This is a genomic window from Pseudomonas sp. MSSRFD41, assembly GCF_014230245.1.
Taxonomy (GTDB): domain Bacteria; phylum Pseudomonadota; class Gammaproteobacteria; order Pseudomonadales; family Pseudomonadaceae; genus Aquipseudomonas; species Aquipseudomonas piscis.
Genome location: NZ_JACKZK010000017.1, coordinates 93,591 through 112,951, shown reverse-complemented (window position 1 = coordinate 112,951; position 19,361 = coordinate 93,591). Strand labels below are relative to the sequence as shown.

Genomic DNA, 19,361 nt, shown 5'->3' with positions numbered 1-19,361 from the left:
GGCCATGGGGAAACACCCGCTGACCCCGATGATCGCGATGTCATCCAGGGCCGCACCTGCCGCCGTCGTGGCCGGCGATGGCGCGGCTGGCCGTGGCGTCACTGTCGGCTGCGGTTGCTCAAGGGCTTGCTCCTGGGGCGCCTCGGTCCGCGGCGCAAACCGCGCAGCCAGCACATCGTGATGCTCACGCTCCAGGTAAGCGGCGAAGCGGCCAATGGTGGCGTGTTCGAAGAAGATCGTCGGCGCCAGGCTCAGCCGCCATTGCTGCTTCAGGCTGTTGGCCAGCGTGGTCAGGCTGATCGAATCGAAGCCGTACTGGCTGAACTCGGCATCGGTGCGGATATCGCTGGCGGGAATCTTCATCTGCGCGGACACCTGCTCGATCAAGGCCCGCTGCAAGGCCTGGCCCAGCCCGGGAGCCGCGGGCGCCACGCCGGCGGACCCGGGCGGCGGCGCTGCCGGCCGTGGCGTGCCGCCGACCAGCCGGATGATCGGCCCAGGCTGGCCGTGCATGACCAACACTTGGGGCAATGCCAGGGCAACGCACTGGCGCAAGGCATGGATCCCGGCGTTGCTGGGCATCGCCAGCATGCCGGTGTCCTGCTGCATTTGCCGGGCGGTGGCGGCATCCACCCGCATGCCGCCGTCCTTCCACAGTGGCCAGTTGATCGCCAGGCTGTGGCCTTGACGCAGCCCCTGGGCGACGAGCCGCTGGCGATAGGCCGCATAGCGATCGACGAAGGCATTGGCCGCGGCGTAGTCCGCCTGGCCGACATTGCCGACCACACCGGTTCCCGAGGAAAAACCGATCCAGAAATCCAGCGCCAGGTCGGCGGTGGCCAGGTCGAGGTGACGGGTACCGGCGACCTTCGCCGCCAGCACCTGCCTGAACTGCTCGTCCTGCTTGTTGACCAGCAAGCTGTCCTGGATCACCCCGGCGCAGTGCAGCACGCCGTCCAGATGCCGATGCTCGGCGACGATCTCTGCCACCAGGCGCCGTACCGCCGGTTCGTCGCTGACGTCCAGTTGCCGGTACTCGATGCGGTTGCGCCGCGGATCGATCCCGGCCATGGCATCCGCGGTCGCTGGCGAACGGCCGGTGAGAATCAACACAGCGTCGCTGACGCTGGCGACGATGGCCTGGGCGAACACCCGGCCCAGGCCGCCCAGGCCTCCAGTGATCAAGTACACCCCGCGATCCCGCCACGGCGCCTCGATCGCCAGGTCCATCGGGGGGCAAGGCAGCCAGTGCAGGACCTGGCGCCGGCCACCCTGGTAACGGATCGCGACATCGGACGCTGGCGCATTGTCCGCCAACCGTTGTGCCAGGCACTGGGGTTCGTCCAGTTCGAGCAGTTGGGCACGCACCGCCGGCACCTCCAGTTGCAGGCTGCGCAGCAGCGCCGCCAGGCCGCCGACCAGGCGTTCGCCATGGGGGTCATGTACCGCCAATTGCAACAGGCGCCGGCCGCCACCTGCGCCGAGCAGCCCCTTGATTTGCTGCAACAGCGCCAGGGCGGTCCGTTCATAGTCCAGGGCGCAGTCCTGTTCGATGAAGTCCAGCACCCGGCATTGGCCCCCGACGCCCTGCCCGTCCAGTTGCCGCTGGACCTGGCCGGCGCTTTCCGGCTCGAAGCCGCTGAGCAGGACCAGGCGCTGCTCGAACTCCGGCGCGGCTGCCGCGGGCGCGGGTTCATCAAGCCAGCGCGGCTGGAACAACAGGGTCTGTGGCAGCGCCGTTGCGCCATCCACCGGCTCGTCCACCGGGTTCAGTACCCGGGAGGTGAACCCTCGCAGCGCCACGCACAGCTTGCCTTGCTCGTCGAACAACTGGATGTCCAGGCGCTGCAGGGCCGTCTCGGCCTGCTGGTCCCCGCGGCGTTCGGCATAGCCCACCCGGGCCCACATCCGTTCGCTGCAGCGGTCCAGGACCTGCAAGGCCTCCAGGGCGAACGGCAGCGTCGGCCGGGACAACGCCGGCAACTGCTGCCGCTGTTCCTCGTCCAGCACCACATCGGCCCCGAGGCTCAAGGCAATGGCGGCCTGCAATGCCGAGTCCAGCAGCGATGGGTGCAGCACATAGTCGCCAAGGCTCGCCTGCTGGCAAGCGGGCAGCGCCAGTTGCGCCAGCACCTCGCCATGCCCCAGGTACACCCTCTGCAAGCCCTGGTAGGCCGGACCGTGATCGAAGGTCATGGCCTGGTAAGCCTGGTAGCACTGCCCGGCATCAAGCTGGCCACCGTTCATGCGTGCCTTGAACGCCGCCAGGTCGGCCAACTGCGGCGCGGCGGGCGCGGCGAAGTTGGCCAGGCCCTGGCTGTGCAACAGCGCTTGGCCCATCGCCTGGCCGGTCGCCGGATCCAGTTCGCGACTGCTGATTTCGAAGCGCAGTTGCCCATCGTCCTCGGCCGTGAGTTCGACCTCCACTTGCCGTGGCCGGTCCTCGACGATCAGGGGCCGCAGCCAGACCACCTGGCTCAGTGACGGTTGTCGTCCCGGTGCGACCAGGGCCACGGCGGCCCGGGCCATCTCCAAGTGAGCGACCCCGGGAAAGATCCGTTGCCCCGCAACCCGATGCTGCGCCAGGAACCACTCCTGGCCATCGAATCGACTGGTGAAGCGTTGCCGCTGCGGATCCGAAGTGTCGCGTTCGAGGAACGGATGCAGGGGCGCCGCGATACCGGCGCCGGCCTCGCCCGCCGCGGCGCCGCGTTGTGCTGGCGGTATCCAGAAGTTCTGTCGGGCGAAGGGATAGACCGGCGCGTGTATCCGCCGCGCGGTGCTGTGGTGCTGGCGATTGAAGGCAGCCCAGTCGAGGCTGCCCCCGGCCACCCAGGCTTCGGCCAGTGCTTGCAGGCTCGCCGGATCGCCAGCGACGGGCAACGGGATGTCCCGGCGTTCACCACTCACGACCTGGCCGTCCCAGCAATGCCGGCAGGCGCGGCGATCCAGCCAGTGGTTGAGTTGCTGGCGCAACTGCTCCTTGTCGCCGCACAGGAACATCAATCGATGCGCCAGGGCCTGCCGTCCGACTTGCAGGGTATAGGCCAGGTCCGCCAGGCGCAGGTCCGGGTCCAGCAAGGCCTGGCGCAGCCGCCGGGCATAGCGCCTGAGGCTATCGGCGGTACGTGCCGACAACGGTAGCAGGCAAAGCGGGCCCGGCTCCTCGGTGGGGGCCGCCAGGGTTTGCGGCGCCTGGCGAATGACCATGTGCACATTGGTGCCGCTATGCCCGAAGGAATTGAGCGCGGCCATCCTCGGGCCGTCGGCTGGCCACTCCCGAGGTTCGCGATGGATATGGAACGCCGAGCCCGCCAGCTCGATGCGCGGGTTGAGCTGCTGGAAGTGCAGCAGCCCCGGCAGTTGCCGGTGTTTCATCGACAACAGGATCTTGATCAGGCTGACCACCCCGGCGGCCGCCGAGGCATGGCCGATGTGCGCCTTGGCGCTGCCCAGCGCGCAATAACCGGTGTCGCTGGTGAACTGGCGGAACGCTCGCACCAGCGCGTTGACTTCCACCGGGTCTCCCAGCGGCGTGCCGGTGCCATGGGCCTCGACGTAGCTGATCTGCCGTGGGTCGATGCCATGGCGCCGATACAGTTCGCCGATCAGCCGCTCCTGGGCCTGGCCGCTGGGCGCGGTGATCCCGTTGCTGGCGCCGTCCTGGTTCATTCCCGAGGCGCAGATCACCCCGTGGATCGGGTCGCCATCGGCCAGTGCCTCGGACAGGCGCTTGAGCGCCAGCATGCCCACCGCCTCGGACAGGACGATGCCGTCGCCGCGCTGGTCGAAGGTATGGCAGCGCCCGGTGGGCGAAAGCATGTCCATCTGGGCGAGGCTGATCAGCCCGGGCTCGCCGAGGGTGGCGAATACACCGCCGGCCAGGGCCAGCGTCGACTCCCCGTTGCGCAAGCTTTCGCAGGCCAGGTGGATCGCCGTGGCCGAGGACGAACAACCGGTATTGACCACCAGCGCCGGCCCCTTGAAATCCAGGTAGTAAGACAGCCGCGAAGCGATGATCGCGTCGGAGGCGCCGATGAAGGTCTCGTGGAAATAACCCGCCGGCTCGGCACCGACGAAGATCCCCACGGCCTGGTCACGCAAGCCCTTGGGGTTGTAGCCGGCATCTTCCAGGGCCTTCCAGCTCTCCTGGAGCACCAGCCTCTGGTGCGGATTCATCGACTCGGCATCGCGGGGGGAAATATTGAAGAACAGCGGATCGAAGTCGTCCCGCTGTTCCAGGATCCCACCCCACTTGCAATAGGTCTTGCCGCTTTGGCGCTCGGCCGAAAAGGCCCGTCGCTGGTCCAGGTAGCGCTCGCCCAGTTCGCCCACGCCATCGACGCCGGTGCTGAGGTTGTGCCAGAAACGCTCGACGTCGGCCGCGCCGGGAAATTGCCCGGCCATGCCGATCACCGCGATTTCCTCGGCAACCGCCGGCCGTTCTCCGCGACCTTCCTGGGCCACGTCCTGGCTATCGGCCTTGAGCCGCCGCAACAGTTGCCCGGCCTCGTCGGCGCTGATCTGGCGCTGTTGCAGCCGGGCGATGATGGATTGAAATGCTTGGCTGCTCATGATTGTCCCTTCCCCACCGCTGCCTGCGCGATGCCCTGGTTGGCCGCGACGCTGTCGTTGACGATTTTCAGCAATTCATCGATTGCCAGTTCACCGTTGAGAAACGCCGCCTCCAGGTGCTCTACGGATGTGCCTGGCGGCGCCACCATGGCCTGCTCCGGGCTTGCGCCCAGGCGGGCGCATTGCCTCGGGTAATGCTCCAGCAGGTAGTCCACCAGGGCTTGCAGCGATGGGTAGTCGAACAACAGCGCCGTGTTCAGTTCCAGGCCCAGGGCATCGCCGATGTGGCTGACGAAGCTCACGCCGAGGATCGAGTCGACACCGTAGTCGGCGAACGGCTGGTCCACCTGGATACGCCCGGGCTCCAGTTGCAGGGCCTTGGCCAGGCCCTCCAGGGCCAGGGCGGTGAGCGCCGTGCGCGCGCCCTCGGTGGTCGCGGTGGTGACAGGCGCAGTCGCGGGCGGGATCGCGCGCGGCGCGGCACTGGGCAGGGCCTGCGGATGCTGTCGAGTCTCGTCACGGCGCCCGACTATCACCTGCTGGCCCAGCTCATGGGCGCACTGTGCGGGGAACAGCACCTGGTCGAAACCGCTCTCGCCCAGCACGCTGGCCCAGCTCTGCGGGGCCAGCGCCGGAGTACCGGGAATGCGCAACTGCGGATCTTCGTACAGCCACCAGCCCTTGAGCAGGCCGAAGGTCAGGTGGGAGAACAGCGATTGCTGGCTGATTTCGTTCAGCACCAGGATCCCGCCGCCGCGCAGCAAGGACGCGGCATGGGCCACGGTCCGGCGGATGTTGCTGGTGGCGTGCAACACATTGGCGGCAATGACGATGTCATAGCCGCCCTCCTCCAGCCCCTGGGCGTGTGGCGGCTGCTCGACGTTCCACACCTGGTAGCTGAGGAAAGGATGGTCCGGGCCATAGGTTTTCCTGGCGTACAGCAAGAACGCTTGGGAAATGTCGGTGTAGCAGTATTCGGCGATGCGCTCGCGCCAGGGTTGCAGCGCCGGCAGCACGATGGAGCTGGTGCCCCCGGTGCCGGCGCCGATCTCGAGGATCCGCAGCGGTCGCTGCGCTGTGCTGGCAGGCAGCATTTCCAGGTGCTGTCGCACCACTGCGGCCACCACCTGGTTGAAGTAGTCGGACAAGGCGTTGTCGCGGTATACCCCCTCGACCTTGCTCATCGAACCGTTGGGAAACAGCACATCGGTGGCCTGGGTGCTACCGGCGAGTATCGCCGGCAGCTGCCGCAGGCAAGCGTCCACCAACTGCACCTGGGCCTTGCGCTGGGGCTCGGCGAGCAACGAGTCCCTGAGCCGGTCCCAGGGTTGCTCCAGCTGTTCCACGGGCGCCTGGGCAGCCAGGGCGGCCTGGCTCCCCCGCCGTTCGATCAGCCCATGCTGCTGCAACCACTGCAGGCTGGTGGTCCACCAGCGGCCATAGTGCTCGCCGATACCCGCTAACTGGCGCAGGGCGTCGCACTCGTCGAACTGTCCCGGCTGCAAGAACACGCCCAGGCGGCGCAATTGGGCCAATGTCATGGCCGCCAGGGCGGCATCGAAAGGCAACGGATCGTGGGCCGCAAGCAACGGCCGGGCAGCCAGGCGATAGCGCTCCAAGCCATTCTCGCCCCCCTGTGCCGCATCCTGGCCAAGGACCACCCGTGCGGGTTGCAACTGCATCAATTGGCGGACCGGCGCCGAAGCCGCCATGCACAGTACCTGCTCCAGCTGGCCACGGCTCAGGGCGTCGATGAAGCGGGCGAAACACAGGAAGCCCTCGCGGTCCTCCAGGGCCGCGGCGTGGCGACTCATGGGTTGCGCCGCCGGATCGGCCTCCTGTTGCTCGGCCAGGGAAGCCAGCCAGAACCCCCAGTGGATGGCCCCTACCGGGAACCCGGCCTGCTGTCCCAGGCTGCGCACCAGGGCATCGCCGAAGGTGATGCCGGCGGCATAGGCGCCCAGGCGCGCAGCGCCGGAAAAGGCAAAGCTCTGCCCGGACGAGAAGTAGCACATGAAGTCCAGCGGCTCATCGGCCAGCGCCCGGTAGAACTCGATGGCGCCCCGGCTCTTCACTGCCAGGATCGCCTCGAACTGCGGCTCGGGGATACGCGTCAGTGGATCTTCATGGCTGAACACCACCGCGGAGAAGATCGCCCCATTGATCGCCCCGTAGCGCTGCTTGATCTCAGCCACGGCGCCGTGCAGCGCCGCCGGATCGTTGGCGTCGGCTTGCAGGTAGTGCAACTGCGCCGGCGCGGCCAGGCCGGGAACCTGCTGCCGGCAGTGGGCAAGCCGGCGTTGCACCTGGGGATCGTCCACGGCGCGGCGCCCGAGCCAGATCACCCGGGCCTGGTAATCGGCCAGCAGATGGCGACTGATGATCGAACCCACGGTGCCAGCGCCGCCGAGAATCACATAGACCCCGCCACGCTTGAGCGCCGGCGTGGTGAAGTGGCCGTCGGCCGGTTGCCCCTGGGGTTGCCAGCCCAGGTTGAAGATGCGCTGGCGATAACGCACGCCATCGCGCAACCCCACCACCTCGCCCCGGGCCAGCCCGGCCTCGCCCTGGATCTGGCGCAGCAAGCGCGGCCGGCTCCGGGAATCGAGCAACTCGCGGTGATCGACATCCAGGTTGCGCACGCGAAACCGATGCTCACCCTGGGCCATGGCATAGGCCATGCCCGTCAGCCCGCCGCCCACGGCGTTCACCGACCCGGTGCCGATGGCGAAGTTGTCCTGGCTGATGATGTAGCTGTCGATGGACGGGCAAGGGCTGTGTTGCTTGAGCCATTTGCCCAGGCGCAACAGGAGGATCTCGTTGGCCTTCGGACTGTCCAGTTGCGCCTGCCAGTGGCTGGGCTCGGCATGACCGCCAAAAAAGTACAGGCAGTCGATGGGCGCCTGGGTACCCGGGCACTGCTCCAGCGCTTGCGGATCGTCCACGTCCAGTTCCCAGTGGTCCGGGGCCAGGCAGGTCGTGCGCTGGCCGGGTTCCAGGCGAATCACCCGGCCACCGTCGGTGGCGAAGCCGGCGCCGAGCAGGTACTGGGCGGCAAGTGCTTCGACCATGGGCCGGTTGCTGGCATCGGCGACGATTAGCACGCAGCGGTGCCCGGCAATCGCCCGCTCGGCAATCTGCGCCTGATCGTCCTGGTCATCGGCCTGCCAGCGGGCCAGGTAGCTCAGGTGGTCAATGCTGGTCGCTAGCGGCAATCCGCTGGGCGCCGTCGCGGCCTCGGCGCCGGGCACCGGCTCCAGGCTCGGCAGCCAGTAGGATTCCCGGGCGAAGGGATAGACCGGCAGGCTGATCCGATACGGCGGCGGCCCTTCACGGCCGACCTGCAACTGCGACCAGTCGACGGCCTCGCCACGGGTCCAGGCCGCCAGCAAGGATTGCGCGAGGGGCGCGCCCGGGGCATCACCATGCTCGGCCGGGAGCTCGGCGGCCGCGCGCTTGCCGCGCAGGTCGGCGCCATATGCCCCCGGCGGGGCCGCGCCGTCGTCGATGAAGGCGCGCAAGGCCATGGTCAGCGCCGCAGGCGAATCGACGATCAGGCCAAGTCGCACCGCCATCGTTTCCCGCCCCTGCTGCAAGGTGTACGCCAGGTTCGCCAGTTCGCCGCCCGCCAGCGCCGGACGCGCCTCCAGGTAGGCCAGCAGCGCCTGTGCATAGTCGCGCAGGCGCTCCGGGTCCCGGGCCGAGAGCAGGATCACCTCGACCGCCCCAGCGCTGGGCAGCTCGCGGTACTCGGCATGCTCCTGCAGCAGCACATGGGCATTGGCGCCTCCGGCCCCGAAGGACGAGACCCCGGCGATACGCCGCCCGCCATCGGCCGGCTGCCAGTCGGCGAGCCGCTGCTGCAGGTGGAACGGCGTGGTTTCCAGGTGCAGGTTGGGATTGAGCGTCGCCGCGTGCAGGCTCGGCACCAATTGCTTGTGCTTGAACTGCAGGAGCACCTTGCTCAACCCGGCGATGCCGGCGGCACCTTCCAGGTGACCGATGTTGGCTTTCACCGAACCCAGGGCGCAACGGCCAGGCTCCACGCCATCGGGGGCGAAGGCCTGGACCAGGCCGCTCACCTCGATCGGATCGCCCAGCTCGGTGCCGGTGCCATGGGCTTCGATATAGCTGATCTGGCGGGCATCGAGCCCGGCCTCTGCGATGGCCTGGCGGATCACCCGGGCCTGGGCCTGGGGGTTGGGCACGGTGTAGCCGTTGGTCTTGCCGCCGTGGTTGACCGCCACGGCGCGGATCAACCCGTGGATGTTGTCGCGATCGGCCAGGGCCTGGGACAGGGGCTTGAGCAGCACCGTGCCGACGCCCTCGCCCGGCACGAAGCCATTGCCGCCCTCGCCGAAGCTGCGGCAGCGGCCGTCCCTGGAGAGCATCTGCCCGGCGCTGAGCTCGACGTAGTTGGACGGATGCAGGTACAGGTTGACACCACCGGCCAGGGCCATCCGGCATTCGCCGCGACGCAGGCTCTGGCAGGCCCGGTGCAGGGCGCTCAGCGACGACGAGCACATGGTATCCACCGGTTCGCTCGGGCCGTTGAGATCCAGTACATAGGACACCCGGTTGGCAGTGGAACTGAACGAGGTACGGGGAAAGATCAGCTGGCCCCGGGCACGCAACTCGGGGCCATAGAGGCCATAGCCGGTCTTGGTGATCCCGGCGAAGACCCCGACCTTGCCCTGGTACTGCCTGGCCAGGTCGGCCCGGGTGATCCCGGCGTCTTCCAGGGTTTGCCAGCAGGACTGCAGGAACAGCCGTTCCTGCGGGTCCATGTTCAGCGCCTCGCGCGGCGAGATATTGAAGAACAGCGGGTCGAACTCGGCGAAGCCGTCGATGAACCCGCCCCACTTGCTGTAGCTGCGGCCCAGCTTCAGGGCCTCGGCGACCGAGTCGACATAGAAGTCCTCGAGTGGCCAGCGCTGCGCGGGGATCTCGGTGATGCTGTCGCGCCCGCCCTTGAGGTTCTCCCAGTATTGTTCGAGGTTGGCCGCCTGGGGGTAGCGACCGCTGATACCGATGATGGCGATGGGCTCGACGGTGTCCAGCGGCGCGGCTGGCGCTGCCGCCTGGGCAGGCGCCTGGCCGGCCGGCTGGGCGCCCAGGCCGCTCCACAGCAGGCAAGCGCGTGGGTGCTCGGCCACCAGGTAGGCGGCCAGCGCCTGCAGGTTGGGGTATTCGAAAAACAGCGTCTTGGACAGCAGGCGCTCCGCCGGGGGCAACTGGGTCAGCGTCGAGAATACCTCCTCCAGCGCCCGGTTGAGCCGGATGATCATGATCGAGTCGATGCCGTATCGCTCCAGCGGTGCCAGAGTTTCGACCCGACTGGCCGGCAACTTGGTGACAGCGCAGAACACCGCCTTGAGCCGGTCCAGGATCGCTTCGTCGAGCTGCGTGGAGTAGCCAGCGGGTGCCGTCGAGCCCTGCTCCGGCTCGCTCACCCCAGGCTCGGTGGCGGCGAAGTGTCCGCGAATGCGCGCCAGGTCGCCCTCGATCACCAGCAGCCGTTCAAGGCCCGCGCCCAAGCCCAGCTGCAAGGCCTGGATCCCCTGCAACGACTGCATGGGCACCATGCCGCTGTGCTGGCGAATATGCGCCTGGTCAGCAGCGCTGACGCGCATGCCACCGTCGCGCCACAACGGATAGGCGAGCGCCAGGGTCTGGCCGAAACGCAAACCCTGCTCGACCCGCTGGTTACGCCAGGCGGCGAAATGGTCGATGAAGCCGTTGGCAGCGGCGTAGTCGGCCTGGCCGATGCTGCCGAGCACCGCCGAACAGGACGAGAACAACACGAAGAAATCCAGATACAGCTGGCGGCAGGCATGGTCGAGCAGTTCCGTGCCCAATACCTTGGCGGCGAATACCTCGACCAGGTCCTGGGGTGTTTTCTGGGCCAGCAAGCGGTCCCGGTTGATCCCGGCGGCATGCAGTACCCCATCGAGCCCGCCGTGGTCGGCGCGAATCCTCGCGACCAGGCGCTCCAGGGCCTGGGCATCGGTCAGGTCCAGCGCCTGGTAGACCACCGTGGCGCCCAACCGGCCAATGGCCTGCAACTGCGCCTGGCGCGCCTCGTCCAGGGTCGAGCGCCCGACCAGGATCAAGGTGGTCTCGCGGCATTGCTCGGCAATCGCCCGGGCGAAGATCAGCCCCAGGCCACCGGCACCGCCAGTGATCAAGTAGACTCCGCGATCCTTCCAGGGCACATGCACGCCGCCGCGATTGGCAGCACCGTCGTCCGCCAGTTCCTGCCATTGCAGTTCCTGGTGCTCGCCCTGCGCTGCAATCCGTTGCAGCACCGAGCTGGCGCGCTGGCGGCGCTCCCCCCACAGGCTGGTCAAGCGCGCCAACTGCGCCGCCGGCAGTGGTTGGCCGGCGTCCACCCGCACCAGCAGGCACCTGGCACTAAGCGATGGCTGCTCCAGGCAGGCCGTTTTCAACAGCCCCTCCAGGCCTGCGTAGAGCCCCTGTTCCGGGGTCTGTTCGGCGATCATCAGTTCTATCTGGACCCGCTCCTTCAACCCTTGCACGCACCGCAGCAAAGCAATGGCCAGCTGTTGGTAGCAGGCTCCCGGAGTGCTCTTGTCGCAAGCCAGCACTTGCGCCTGGACCCCGGCACCGCCAACGCGGGCCAGCTCCTGCAACTGCGCCAGTTGTGCCGGGTCGAAGCCGACCCACAACAGCAAGCGCCGATGGCTCCCGGCCCCGGCATCGAAGCTCGTGCCCAGGGGTTCCTGCCACACCGGGCGAGCAAGGAACAGCCCGGTCGCCGGCGCAAGCTCCGGCATCGGCGACCGGGCCGGCTCGGCGGCAGACACGGGCACCTGCTCGATCCAGTAGCGCTCCTTGGCGAATTGATAGGTCGGCAGGTGAATGCGCCTGGCCGAACCGGCCGGCCACAACCCCGCCCAATCGACCTGCGCCCCGGCCAGCCACTGGCTGGCCAGGGGGTCGTGGTCGCCGCTGAGCGCCGGTGTTTCGCCGTCGGCCAGGCGCAGCAGCCGCGTGCGCAATTGCCCGGCATCCTCGGCGACCACCAGCGCCCTCACGGACATGGGTTCCCGGGCGGTTTGCAAGGTGAAGGCCAGGTGTTGGAGCGGCACGTCGTTGTGCTCCAGCCAATGCGCCAGGGCCCTGGCGTTGTCACGCAGGCTATCGAGGGTCTTGGCCGAGAGTGGCACGAGCCGGCCGACAGTTTCCGGCGCCTGGCCCGCGGCATCTAGCGGCTGTCCTTGATATTCGCCGACCACCAGGTGGGCATTGGTGCCGCTGTGGCCGAAGGAATTGAGCGCGGCGAGCAAGCGAGTGCCACCGCTGGCTTGCCAGTCCTGAGCCTGGCGGTTGATGTAGAACGGCGAATGTTCCAGTTCGATCAGTGGATTGAGGCAGGTGAAACCGGGCATCGCCGGCAACGTGCGCTGGCGGATCGACAGCAGGACCTTGACCAGGCCGATGACTCCGGCCGCCGCCGCGGCGTGGCCCAGGTTGGCCTTGGCGCTGCCCAGCACGCAATAGCCCCGGGCCTCGGTGAACGAGCGGAAGGCGCGGATCAACGCGTTGGCCTCCACCGGGTCTCCCAGCCGGGTACCGGTGCCATGGGCCTCGACATAGCTGATCTGCTCCGGGTCGATGGCGAACTTGTGCCAGGTATCACGCAACAGTTGCTCCTGCGCTTCGCCATTGGGCGCGGTGATGCCGTTGCTCAGGCCATCCTGATTGATCCCGGACGCTTCGATGACCCCATGGATCGGGTCGCCGTCGGCCTCGGCGTCTTCCAGGCGCTTGAGTACCACCATGGCCACGCCCTCGGAGATCACGGTGCCATCGGCAGCCGCATCGAACGCATGGCATTGGCCGCTGGGGCTGAGCATGTCGATGGCCGACAGGCTGACCAGCCCGCGCTGGTCCAGCAACGCATATACGCCGCCGGCCAGCGCCATGCGGCTTTCGCCGTGGCGCAGGCTTTCGCAGGCTTGGTGGATCGCCACCGCCGAGGACGAGCAGCCGGTATTGACCACCATCGCCGGTCCCCTGAGATCCAGGCAGTAGGACAGCCGCGAAGCGATGATGGCCTCGGACCCGCCGGTAAAGGAGTCATGCTGGTAGCCCCCCGGCTCGGCGCCGATATACAGGCTCACTGCCTGGCCCGCCAGGGTCCGAGGGTCGTAGCCGGCATCCTCGAGCGCCTTCCAGCTTTCTTGCAGCACCAGTCGCTGGTGGGGCGTCATCGACTCCGCCTCATGGGGAGTGAGGCTGAAGAACAGTGGATCGAAGCAATCGCGGTCCTTGAGGATGCCGGCGCGCTTGCAACGGCTGGTGCCCGGCCGGCCATCCGTGCTGTAGGCCTCGGGCCGCAGATAGTCCGGCCCCAGCTCCTGCACGCTGTCGTAACCGGCCAGCAGGTTGGCCCATAGCTGCTCGACGTTGTCGGCGCCGGGGAACTGCCCGGCCATGCCGATCACCGCGATCGGCCCCGGTCGGCCCTGCGTGGTGCCGCCGGGAACCGTACCCGCCAGCGCGGCGGCCACGACCGGGTTGTCCGGCAACCGGGACGCTGGCGGGGCCTGGACACTGGCCGCGGTACCGGCCAGGGCCGCGGCGATCGGCGCGCCATGGGCCTGCAGCAGGTAGGCCTGCAACTTGGCCACCGTGGCCTGCTCGAACAGGATCGCGCTGTTGAGCGTGATTCCCAGTTGGCTGCCCAGGTGCTTGAGGAACCCGACGCCGAGGATCGAGTCCACGCCGTAGTCGGAGAATGGCGTGTTCAGGGCGATGCCCTGCTCTTCGGCCTTCAGGGTCCTGGCCAGGGCCTGGACGATCAGTTGCCGCAACCTGCCTGGAACATCGGTGCAGGGGGTGGTGGCGCTGGCAGGTGGCAGGTTCACGCTGGACTCCTTGTCGGGTGCGGGCGCGGCCGGTTGTTGCAGCGCGACGACTGGCGACGCCAGGGCGTCGCCATGGGCGGTGATGATCTGCTGTCCCAGGGCGATGGCCGGCGGGATGTGCGCCAGGACCCGTTCGAAACCGCTGCTGCACAGCAGCTGCAGCCAGGTCCGCTCGGCGATCAACGGTGAACCGGGGATGCGCAATGCCGGGTCGTCGTACAGCCACCAGCCATCGAGCAAACCGAAGGTGACGGTAGCGGCGCAGGTCTTGCGGTTCAGTTCGTTCAACGCCAGCAGGCCGCCATTGCGCAACAGCGAGCGGACCCGCCCCAGGGTGCGGCGCATGTCGCCGGTGGCGTGCAGCACATTGGTGGCGACGATGACGTCATAGGCCGGGACGCTGTCGTGGCCCTGGCTGATGTCCAGGATGCGCGTGGTGAAGTAGGGCCGCCCCTGGGCGAAGCTGGCCTGGCCATGGTGCAGGAAGGCCCGGGACAGGTCGCTGTAGCAGTACTCGCCGATGTGCCCGGCCCAGGGTTCCAGCGCTGCCAGCAAGGCGGCGGTGGTGCCGCCGGTGCCGGCGCCCACTTCGAGGATGCGCAGCGCCCGGCCGGGCTCGGCTTCGGCCAGCCGCTGGATGTGGGCACAGACCTGGACGGCCAGTTGCCGGTTGAAAAAGTCCGCAAGGCTGTTGTGCTTGTAGATACCCTCGACCTTGTCCATCGAACCGTCCGGGAACAACAGGTCCGTGGCCTGGAGCTGCCCGGTCAGGATGCGTGGCAGGTGCAGCAGGCAATCGTCGATCAGCGTCACCTGGACCTGCCGCTCGGGGTCCGCCAGGTACCGGTCGCGCTGGTCCTTCCAGGCGGCCAGGATCGCCTCACGGCGGTTCCGGGCGATGGGGGTGGCCACGGCGAATGTCGCGCCCTGCCGGCGCAGATGACCCTGTTCCACCAGGATCGCCAGGCATTCCTGCCACCAGCGCCGGTAGCGCTCGCCAATCCCGGCGCGCTGGCGCCAGTGTTCGGCGTCATGGGCGTCGCTGGTCACGAAGATCCCCAGGGTCTGCAACTGGACCAACAACAGCACGGCGATGGACTGATCGAGTATCCGGTGCTCGAATATCCGTTGCAGGCGTTGGTGTTCGGCCGCTGGCAACTCGACCGACGGGGCGGCGGCCGGCAGCAGCTCGCCAGGCTCGAAACGCAACGGCCGGCCCTCGGGCACCGCCATCAACTGGCGTACCGCGGGCGATGCCTTGAGGCACAACAAGCGAGGCAGCGAGCCGCTGGCCAAGTGCCCGACGAAGTGGCGGAAGCAGGCAAACCCTTCGGCATCCTCGAGGGCGTCCAGGTGCTCGCTGATCGGCTGCGCTTGGAGCGAAGCACGCCAGAACCCCCAGTTGATCACCCCCACCGGAAAACTGGCGGTGGCCGCGATCCTGGCGGCGCAAGCATCGGCGAAGGTGATGCCACAGGCGTAGGCGGACAGCTTCGCCGCACCGGAAAAGGCAAAGCCCTGCCCGGACGAGAAGTAGCAGAGAAAATCCAGCGGCTGCCCTGCCAGGGCCTGGTAGAAGTTCAGGCTGCCACGGCTCTTGACCTGGAGAATGTCCTGGAACTGCTCTTCGCTGGTGTGGCGGATGCTGTTCTCGAAGTCGAAGACCATGGCCGAGAACACCGCGCCATTGATCCGCCCGTAGCGCTGGGTGACCTGGGCCACGGCCCGCTGCAACTGCGCCAGGTCCGTTGCGTCGACCTGCAGGTAGTCGACCCGTCCACGCAGCGATTCGGCCGCCAGGCGCTGGCGCACCGGTTCGCTGTCCGCGGGTTGCCGGCCCAGCCAGACCACCCGGGCCTGGTAATGCTCGACCAACTGCCGGCTGAGCACCTGGCCGATCACTCCGCTGCCGCCAAGAATCAGGTACACCCCATCGTGCCGCAGCGCCGAGGGGCTGGTGCCGGACGGTGGTGGCAGCACCAGCGGCGCCAGTTGCTGGACGAAGCGTTCGCCGGCGGCCAGCTTGACCGGCTCGCCGCGCAAGGCGGCAGGTTCGGCCAGGATCTGCGCCACCAGCCGCTGCCGGCTGGCCGGCTCTTCGAGGTCGGCGGGGTCCAGGTCCAGCTGGCGCAGGCGCACCCGGTACTCACCCTGGGCCATCGCATAACCCAGGCCGGTGCTACCCGCCCCCACGGGATTGCCCGAGGGTGCCGAGCCGGCGAAACCGTGGCGAGCGAACGACAACAGGAAGCAATCGATGACGTGCTCGCCAGCCTGCTGGCCCAGGGCCTTGAACAGGCGCAACAGCGGCAGCTCATGGTGCTGCAGGCTGTCGGCCAGCTCTGCCAGCGACAGGTCGGCCGCTTGTGGCGCGACGCTCACCAGGATCTGCGCCAGCGGCCCCAGCGTCGCCAGGGTGTCGGCCAGGGCTGCCGGGTCGCCAGCATCGCAACGCCAGTGACCCGGTGCCAATTCGGCAGACGCGCCCGGCTCGCAATCAATCCGCAACAACCGGCGGCGGTCCTGGTAATGCGCGTGCAAGGCCGTCTGCAAGGCTTCGCTGATACTACCGGCCTGGCCCAGGGTCACCAGCAACACCGCTCCGGGGCCTGGCTCCGGCGCCGGTTCCGCGGCTGCCTGGACCTCCCAGCGTGGCAGGTAGCAGCAATCGTCGAGGTCCGCCGCCGTCGGCGTCTCGACCGGCCCCCCAGGGGCTGCTGGTTGGGCCAGGCCAGGAAGCCAGTAGCTGTCTCGGGCGAAGGGATAACCCGGCAGGCTGATGCGCCTGGGCCGCCGCTGGGTGTCATCGCCGTAGAGCCGTGGCCAGTCCACGCTGGCACCCAGCACCCAGGCGGCCGCCAGTTGCTCCAGCCGCGCCTGCTCCGGCAATGGCGCGTCGGTGGCCGGCGACCCGTAGGGATCGCACTGGCCCTGGAATACGTGGCCTTGGGCCGTACCGGCCAGCCACTGTTCCAGGCCTTGCTGGAGTTGCGCCACTGACGCCACTGTCAGCGCCAGGCGCTCGGCCAGGGCTTCGCGCCCGGTCTGCAGGGTCCACGCCAGGTCGTCCAGGGCCAGGTCCGCGGCTCCTTCACCGGCCAGGAAATCCAGCAGCCGCGTGGCCGACTCCGCCAGGCGCTGGGGATCCCTGGCCGACAGCGGGATCAACCAGGGGCCGGGCATGGCCGGCCGCAAGTCCACCTGGGCCAGATGCTCTTCGACGATCAACGAGGCATTGGCGCCGCCGGCCCCGAACGACGAGATCGCGGCGATGCGCGTCGCACCATTGGCCGTCCAGGGTGCCAGGCGCTGCTGCAGGCGCAGTGGGGTCTCGTGGAAATCGATCCGTGGATTGGGCTGCGCGGCATGCAGCGACGGCGCCAGCTGGCGGTGCTTGAGTTGCAGCAGCACCTTGCTCAGCCCGGCAATGCCGGCGGCGCTTTCGCAGTGGCCGATATTGCTCTTGATCGAGCCTATGGCGCATTGCATGCCCGCCTGCTTGGCCAGGACCCGGTTCAATCCGCTGATCTCGATCGGATCGCCCAGCGCGGTGCCGGTGCCATGGGCCTCGATATAGCTGAGCCGACTGGGGTCCAGGTGCGCTTGCGCCAGGGCCTTTTCCAGCACCCGCTGCTGCGCCGTGGCGCTGGGTACGGTATAGCCGTTGGTCTTGCCGCCGGCATTGGTGGCGCTGCCGCGAATCACTCCGTAGATCCGGTCGCCGTCGGCGAGCGCGCGGGCCAGCGGCTTGAGCACCACGGCGCCGACGCCCTCGGCATCGACGAAGCCATCGGCCTCATTGCCGAAGGCACGGCACTGGTCGCCGGACGAGAGCATCATCATTTCGCATAGGCCAAGGTAATGCCGGGCATTGACGATCAGGTTGACGCCACCGGCGATGGCCACCTCGCAGCGTCCGCCGAGCAGGCTCTGGACCGCCAGGTCGATCGCCGTCAGCGACGACGAGCACGCGCTGTCCACCACCAGGCTGGGCCCGTGCAGGTCCAGCTGGTAAGACACCCGGTTGGCGATCGACCAGTAGTTGCTGATGGGGTTGTAGCTGCCGTTCATGACCCCGACGAACACCCCGACCTCGCCCTGGCGATGCAGGGTCGCCGGGTTGTAGCCCGCGTCCTCGATGCTGTGGTAGGCCACCTCCAGGAACAACCGCTCCTGCGGGTCCATGCGTTCAGCCTCGGTGCGCGAGATGCGGAAGAACCCCGGATCGAACTGGTCGATACCCTCGATGAAGCCGCCCCAGCGGGTGTATAGATGCCCGGGGGTGCCTTTTTCCGAGGCGAAGTAACGCCGCCAGTCCCAACGTGTGCGTGGAATCTCGCCGATGGCGCAATGCCCGGTGGCCAGGTTGTGCCACAGCTCATCCATGGATCGCGCCCCGGGGTAGCGCCCGTCGAGGCCGATGATGGCGATACCGGCTGCCGCGCCGGCGGCTATCGCCGGCGTAGCGCTGGATGGCGCGCCGGCGTCGGGCCGTACCTGCTCGGATGCTCCCAGCAACGCCTCGAGCTCGGGGCCCCGATGCAGGATGAAGTGGTCGGTCAGCGCCGCCAGGGTCGGCACTTCAAAGAACACCGCGCTGTCGACGGCGGAAAAATGCGCACTGAAGGCATGGGTCAGGCGCACCACCAGGATCGAGTCCAGGCCATAGTCTTCCAGCGGCCGGGTCAGGCTGAGCTTGGCGGCGGGGATTTTCAGGGTCGTGCCGACCAGGTCGCGCAGGAACCCGGCGACCTGCTGCCACCAGTCACCGGCAACGGCCGGCTGCGCCAGCGGCGCAGGTAGCGGTGCAGGTTCGTGCGCGGGGGCAGGCGCTGGCCGGCCCAGGGGCTGGCGGACGATGCCGTCGCTCTGGGCCAGGATGATCTGCTGGCCCTGGTCGTGGGCTTCGCGAGCCGGGAACAGCACCAGGCCGAAACCTTCCTGCTCCAGCACCGCCTGCCAGCCAGCCGGCGACAGGCCGGGGCAACCGGGAATGCGCAAGGCCGCATCGCGGTAGTGCCACCAGCCTTCGAGCAGGCCGAAGCTCAGATGGGTGAACAGCGAGGCCTGGCTGATTTCGTTGAGCAGCAACAAGCCGCCCTTGCGCAACAGCGCCTTGGCGTTGCGCAGGGTCTGGCGGATATCGACGGTGGCGTGCAACACGTTGCTCGCCACCACCAGGTGATAGCGATCGACCTCCATGCCCTGCTCGGCGCAAGGCCGGGACACGTCGAACAGCCGGGTCCGCAGGAAAGGGTTGGCCGCACCGAACTGTTCGGCGCCATGCTGCAGGAAGGCCTGGGACAGATCGGTGTAGCAGTACTCGGCGATCTGCGCGTGCCAGGGCGCCAGGGCCGCCAGCAGGCCCGCCGTGGTGCCGCCCGTACCGGCGCCGATCTCCAGGATCCGCAACGGCTCGGCCGGCTCCGGGCGGGTTTCGATATAGGCCAGCGCCGCGGCGATCAACACCTGGTTGAAGTAATCGCACAGCTGGTTGTTCTTGTAGACGCCCTCCACCAGGCTCATCGTCCCCTCGGGGAAGAGGATCCGTGGCGCGCTCAGCTCCCCGCGCAGCAGCGCCGGCAAGCCTTTGAGGCAGGCATCGAGCAGACGCGCCCTGGCCACCAGTTCAGGTTCGCGGCTCCAGCGCGACAACTGCTCCTGCCATTGCTGCCACAGCGCCTGGGCCGGGCCGCGCTCGACCCCGGCCACATACCCGAGGCTTTCCTCCAGCCAGGGCCGCAGGTAATCCGGGACATTCGCGCCAAGGCGCTTGAGGTCCTCGGCGCGGGCAAGCCCCAACTCGTCCAGCTGGCTGGCCAACAGGCGACGCGCCAGTGCCTCGAGCTCAGCGAAAATTCCAGCGCCGGTGTGATGTGCGGCTGTTTGCAT

Annotated in this window: 2 protein-coding genes (1 of these 2 only partly in view); both read right to left on the bottom strand. The window is 68.2% G+C overall.

The genetic code is table 11. The features are described 5' to 3' along the window. Positions 1-4,575 carry the 5' portion of an SDR family NAD(P)-dependent oxidoreductase gene (locus H7A76_RS23055; protein WP_185700643.1) on the bottom strand. It extends 7,515 nt beyond the left edge of the window, so 4,575 of the gene's 12,090 nt are visible here — the first part of the coding sequence; it begins with the start codon at positions 4,573-4,575; its stop codon lies beyond the left edge, outside the window. After that, positions 4,572-19,361, bottom strand: a complete 14,790-nt coding sequence (locus H7A76_RS23050) for an SDR family NAD(P)-dependent oxidoreductase (protein WP_185700642.1) — start codon at positions 19,359-19,361, stop codon at positions 4,572-4,574. Before H7A76_RS23050 ends, H7A76_RS23055 begins: the two co-directional genes overlap by 4 nt.

Bases quoted from the DNA above. Each gene is read 5' to 3' on its own strand.
- H7A76_RS23050 (WP_185700642.1), bottom strand. From the start codon at position 19,361: ATGCAAACAGCCGCACATCACACCGGCGCTGGAATTTTCGCTGAGCTC.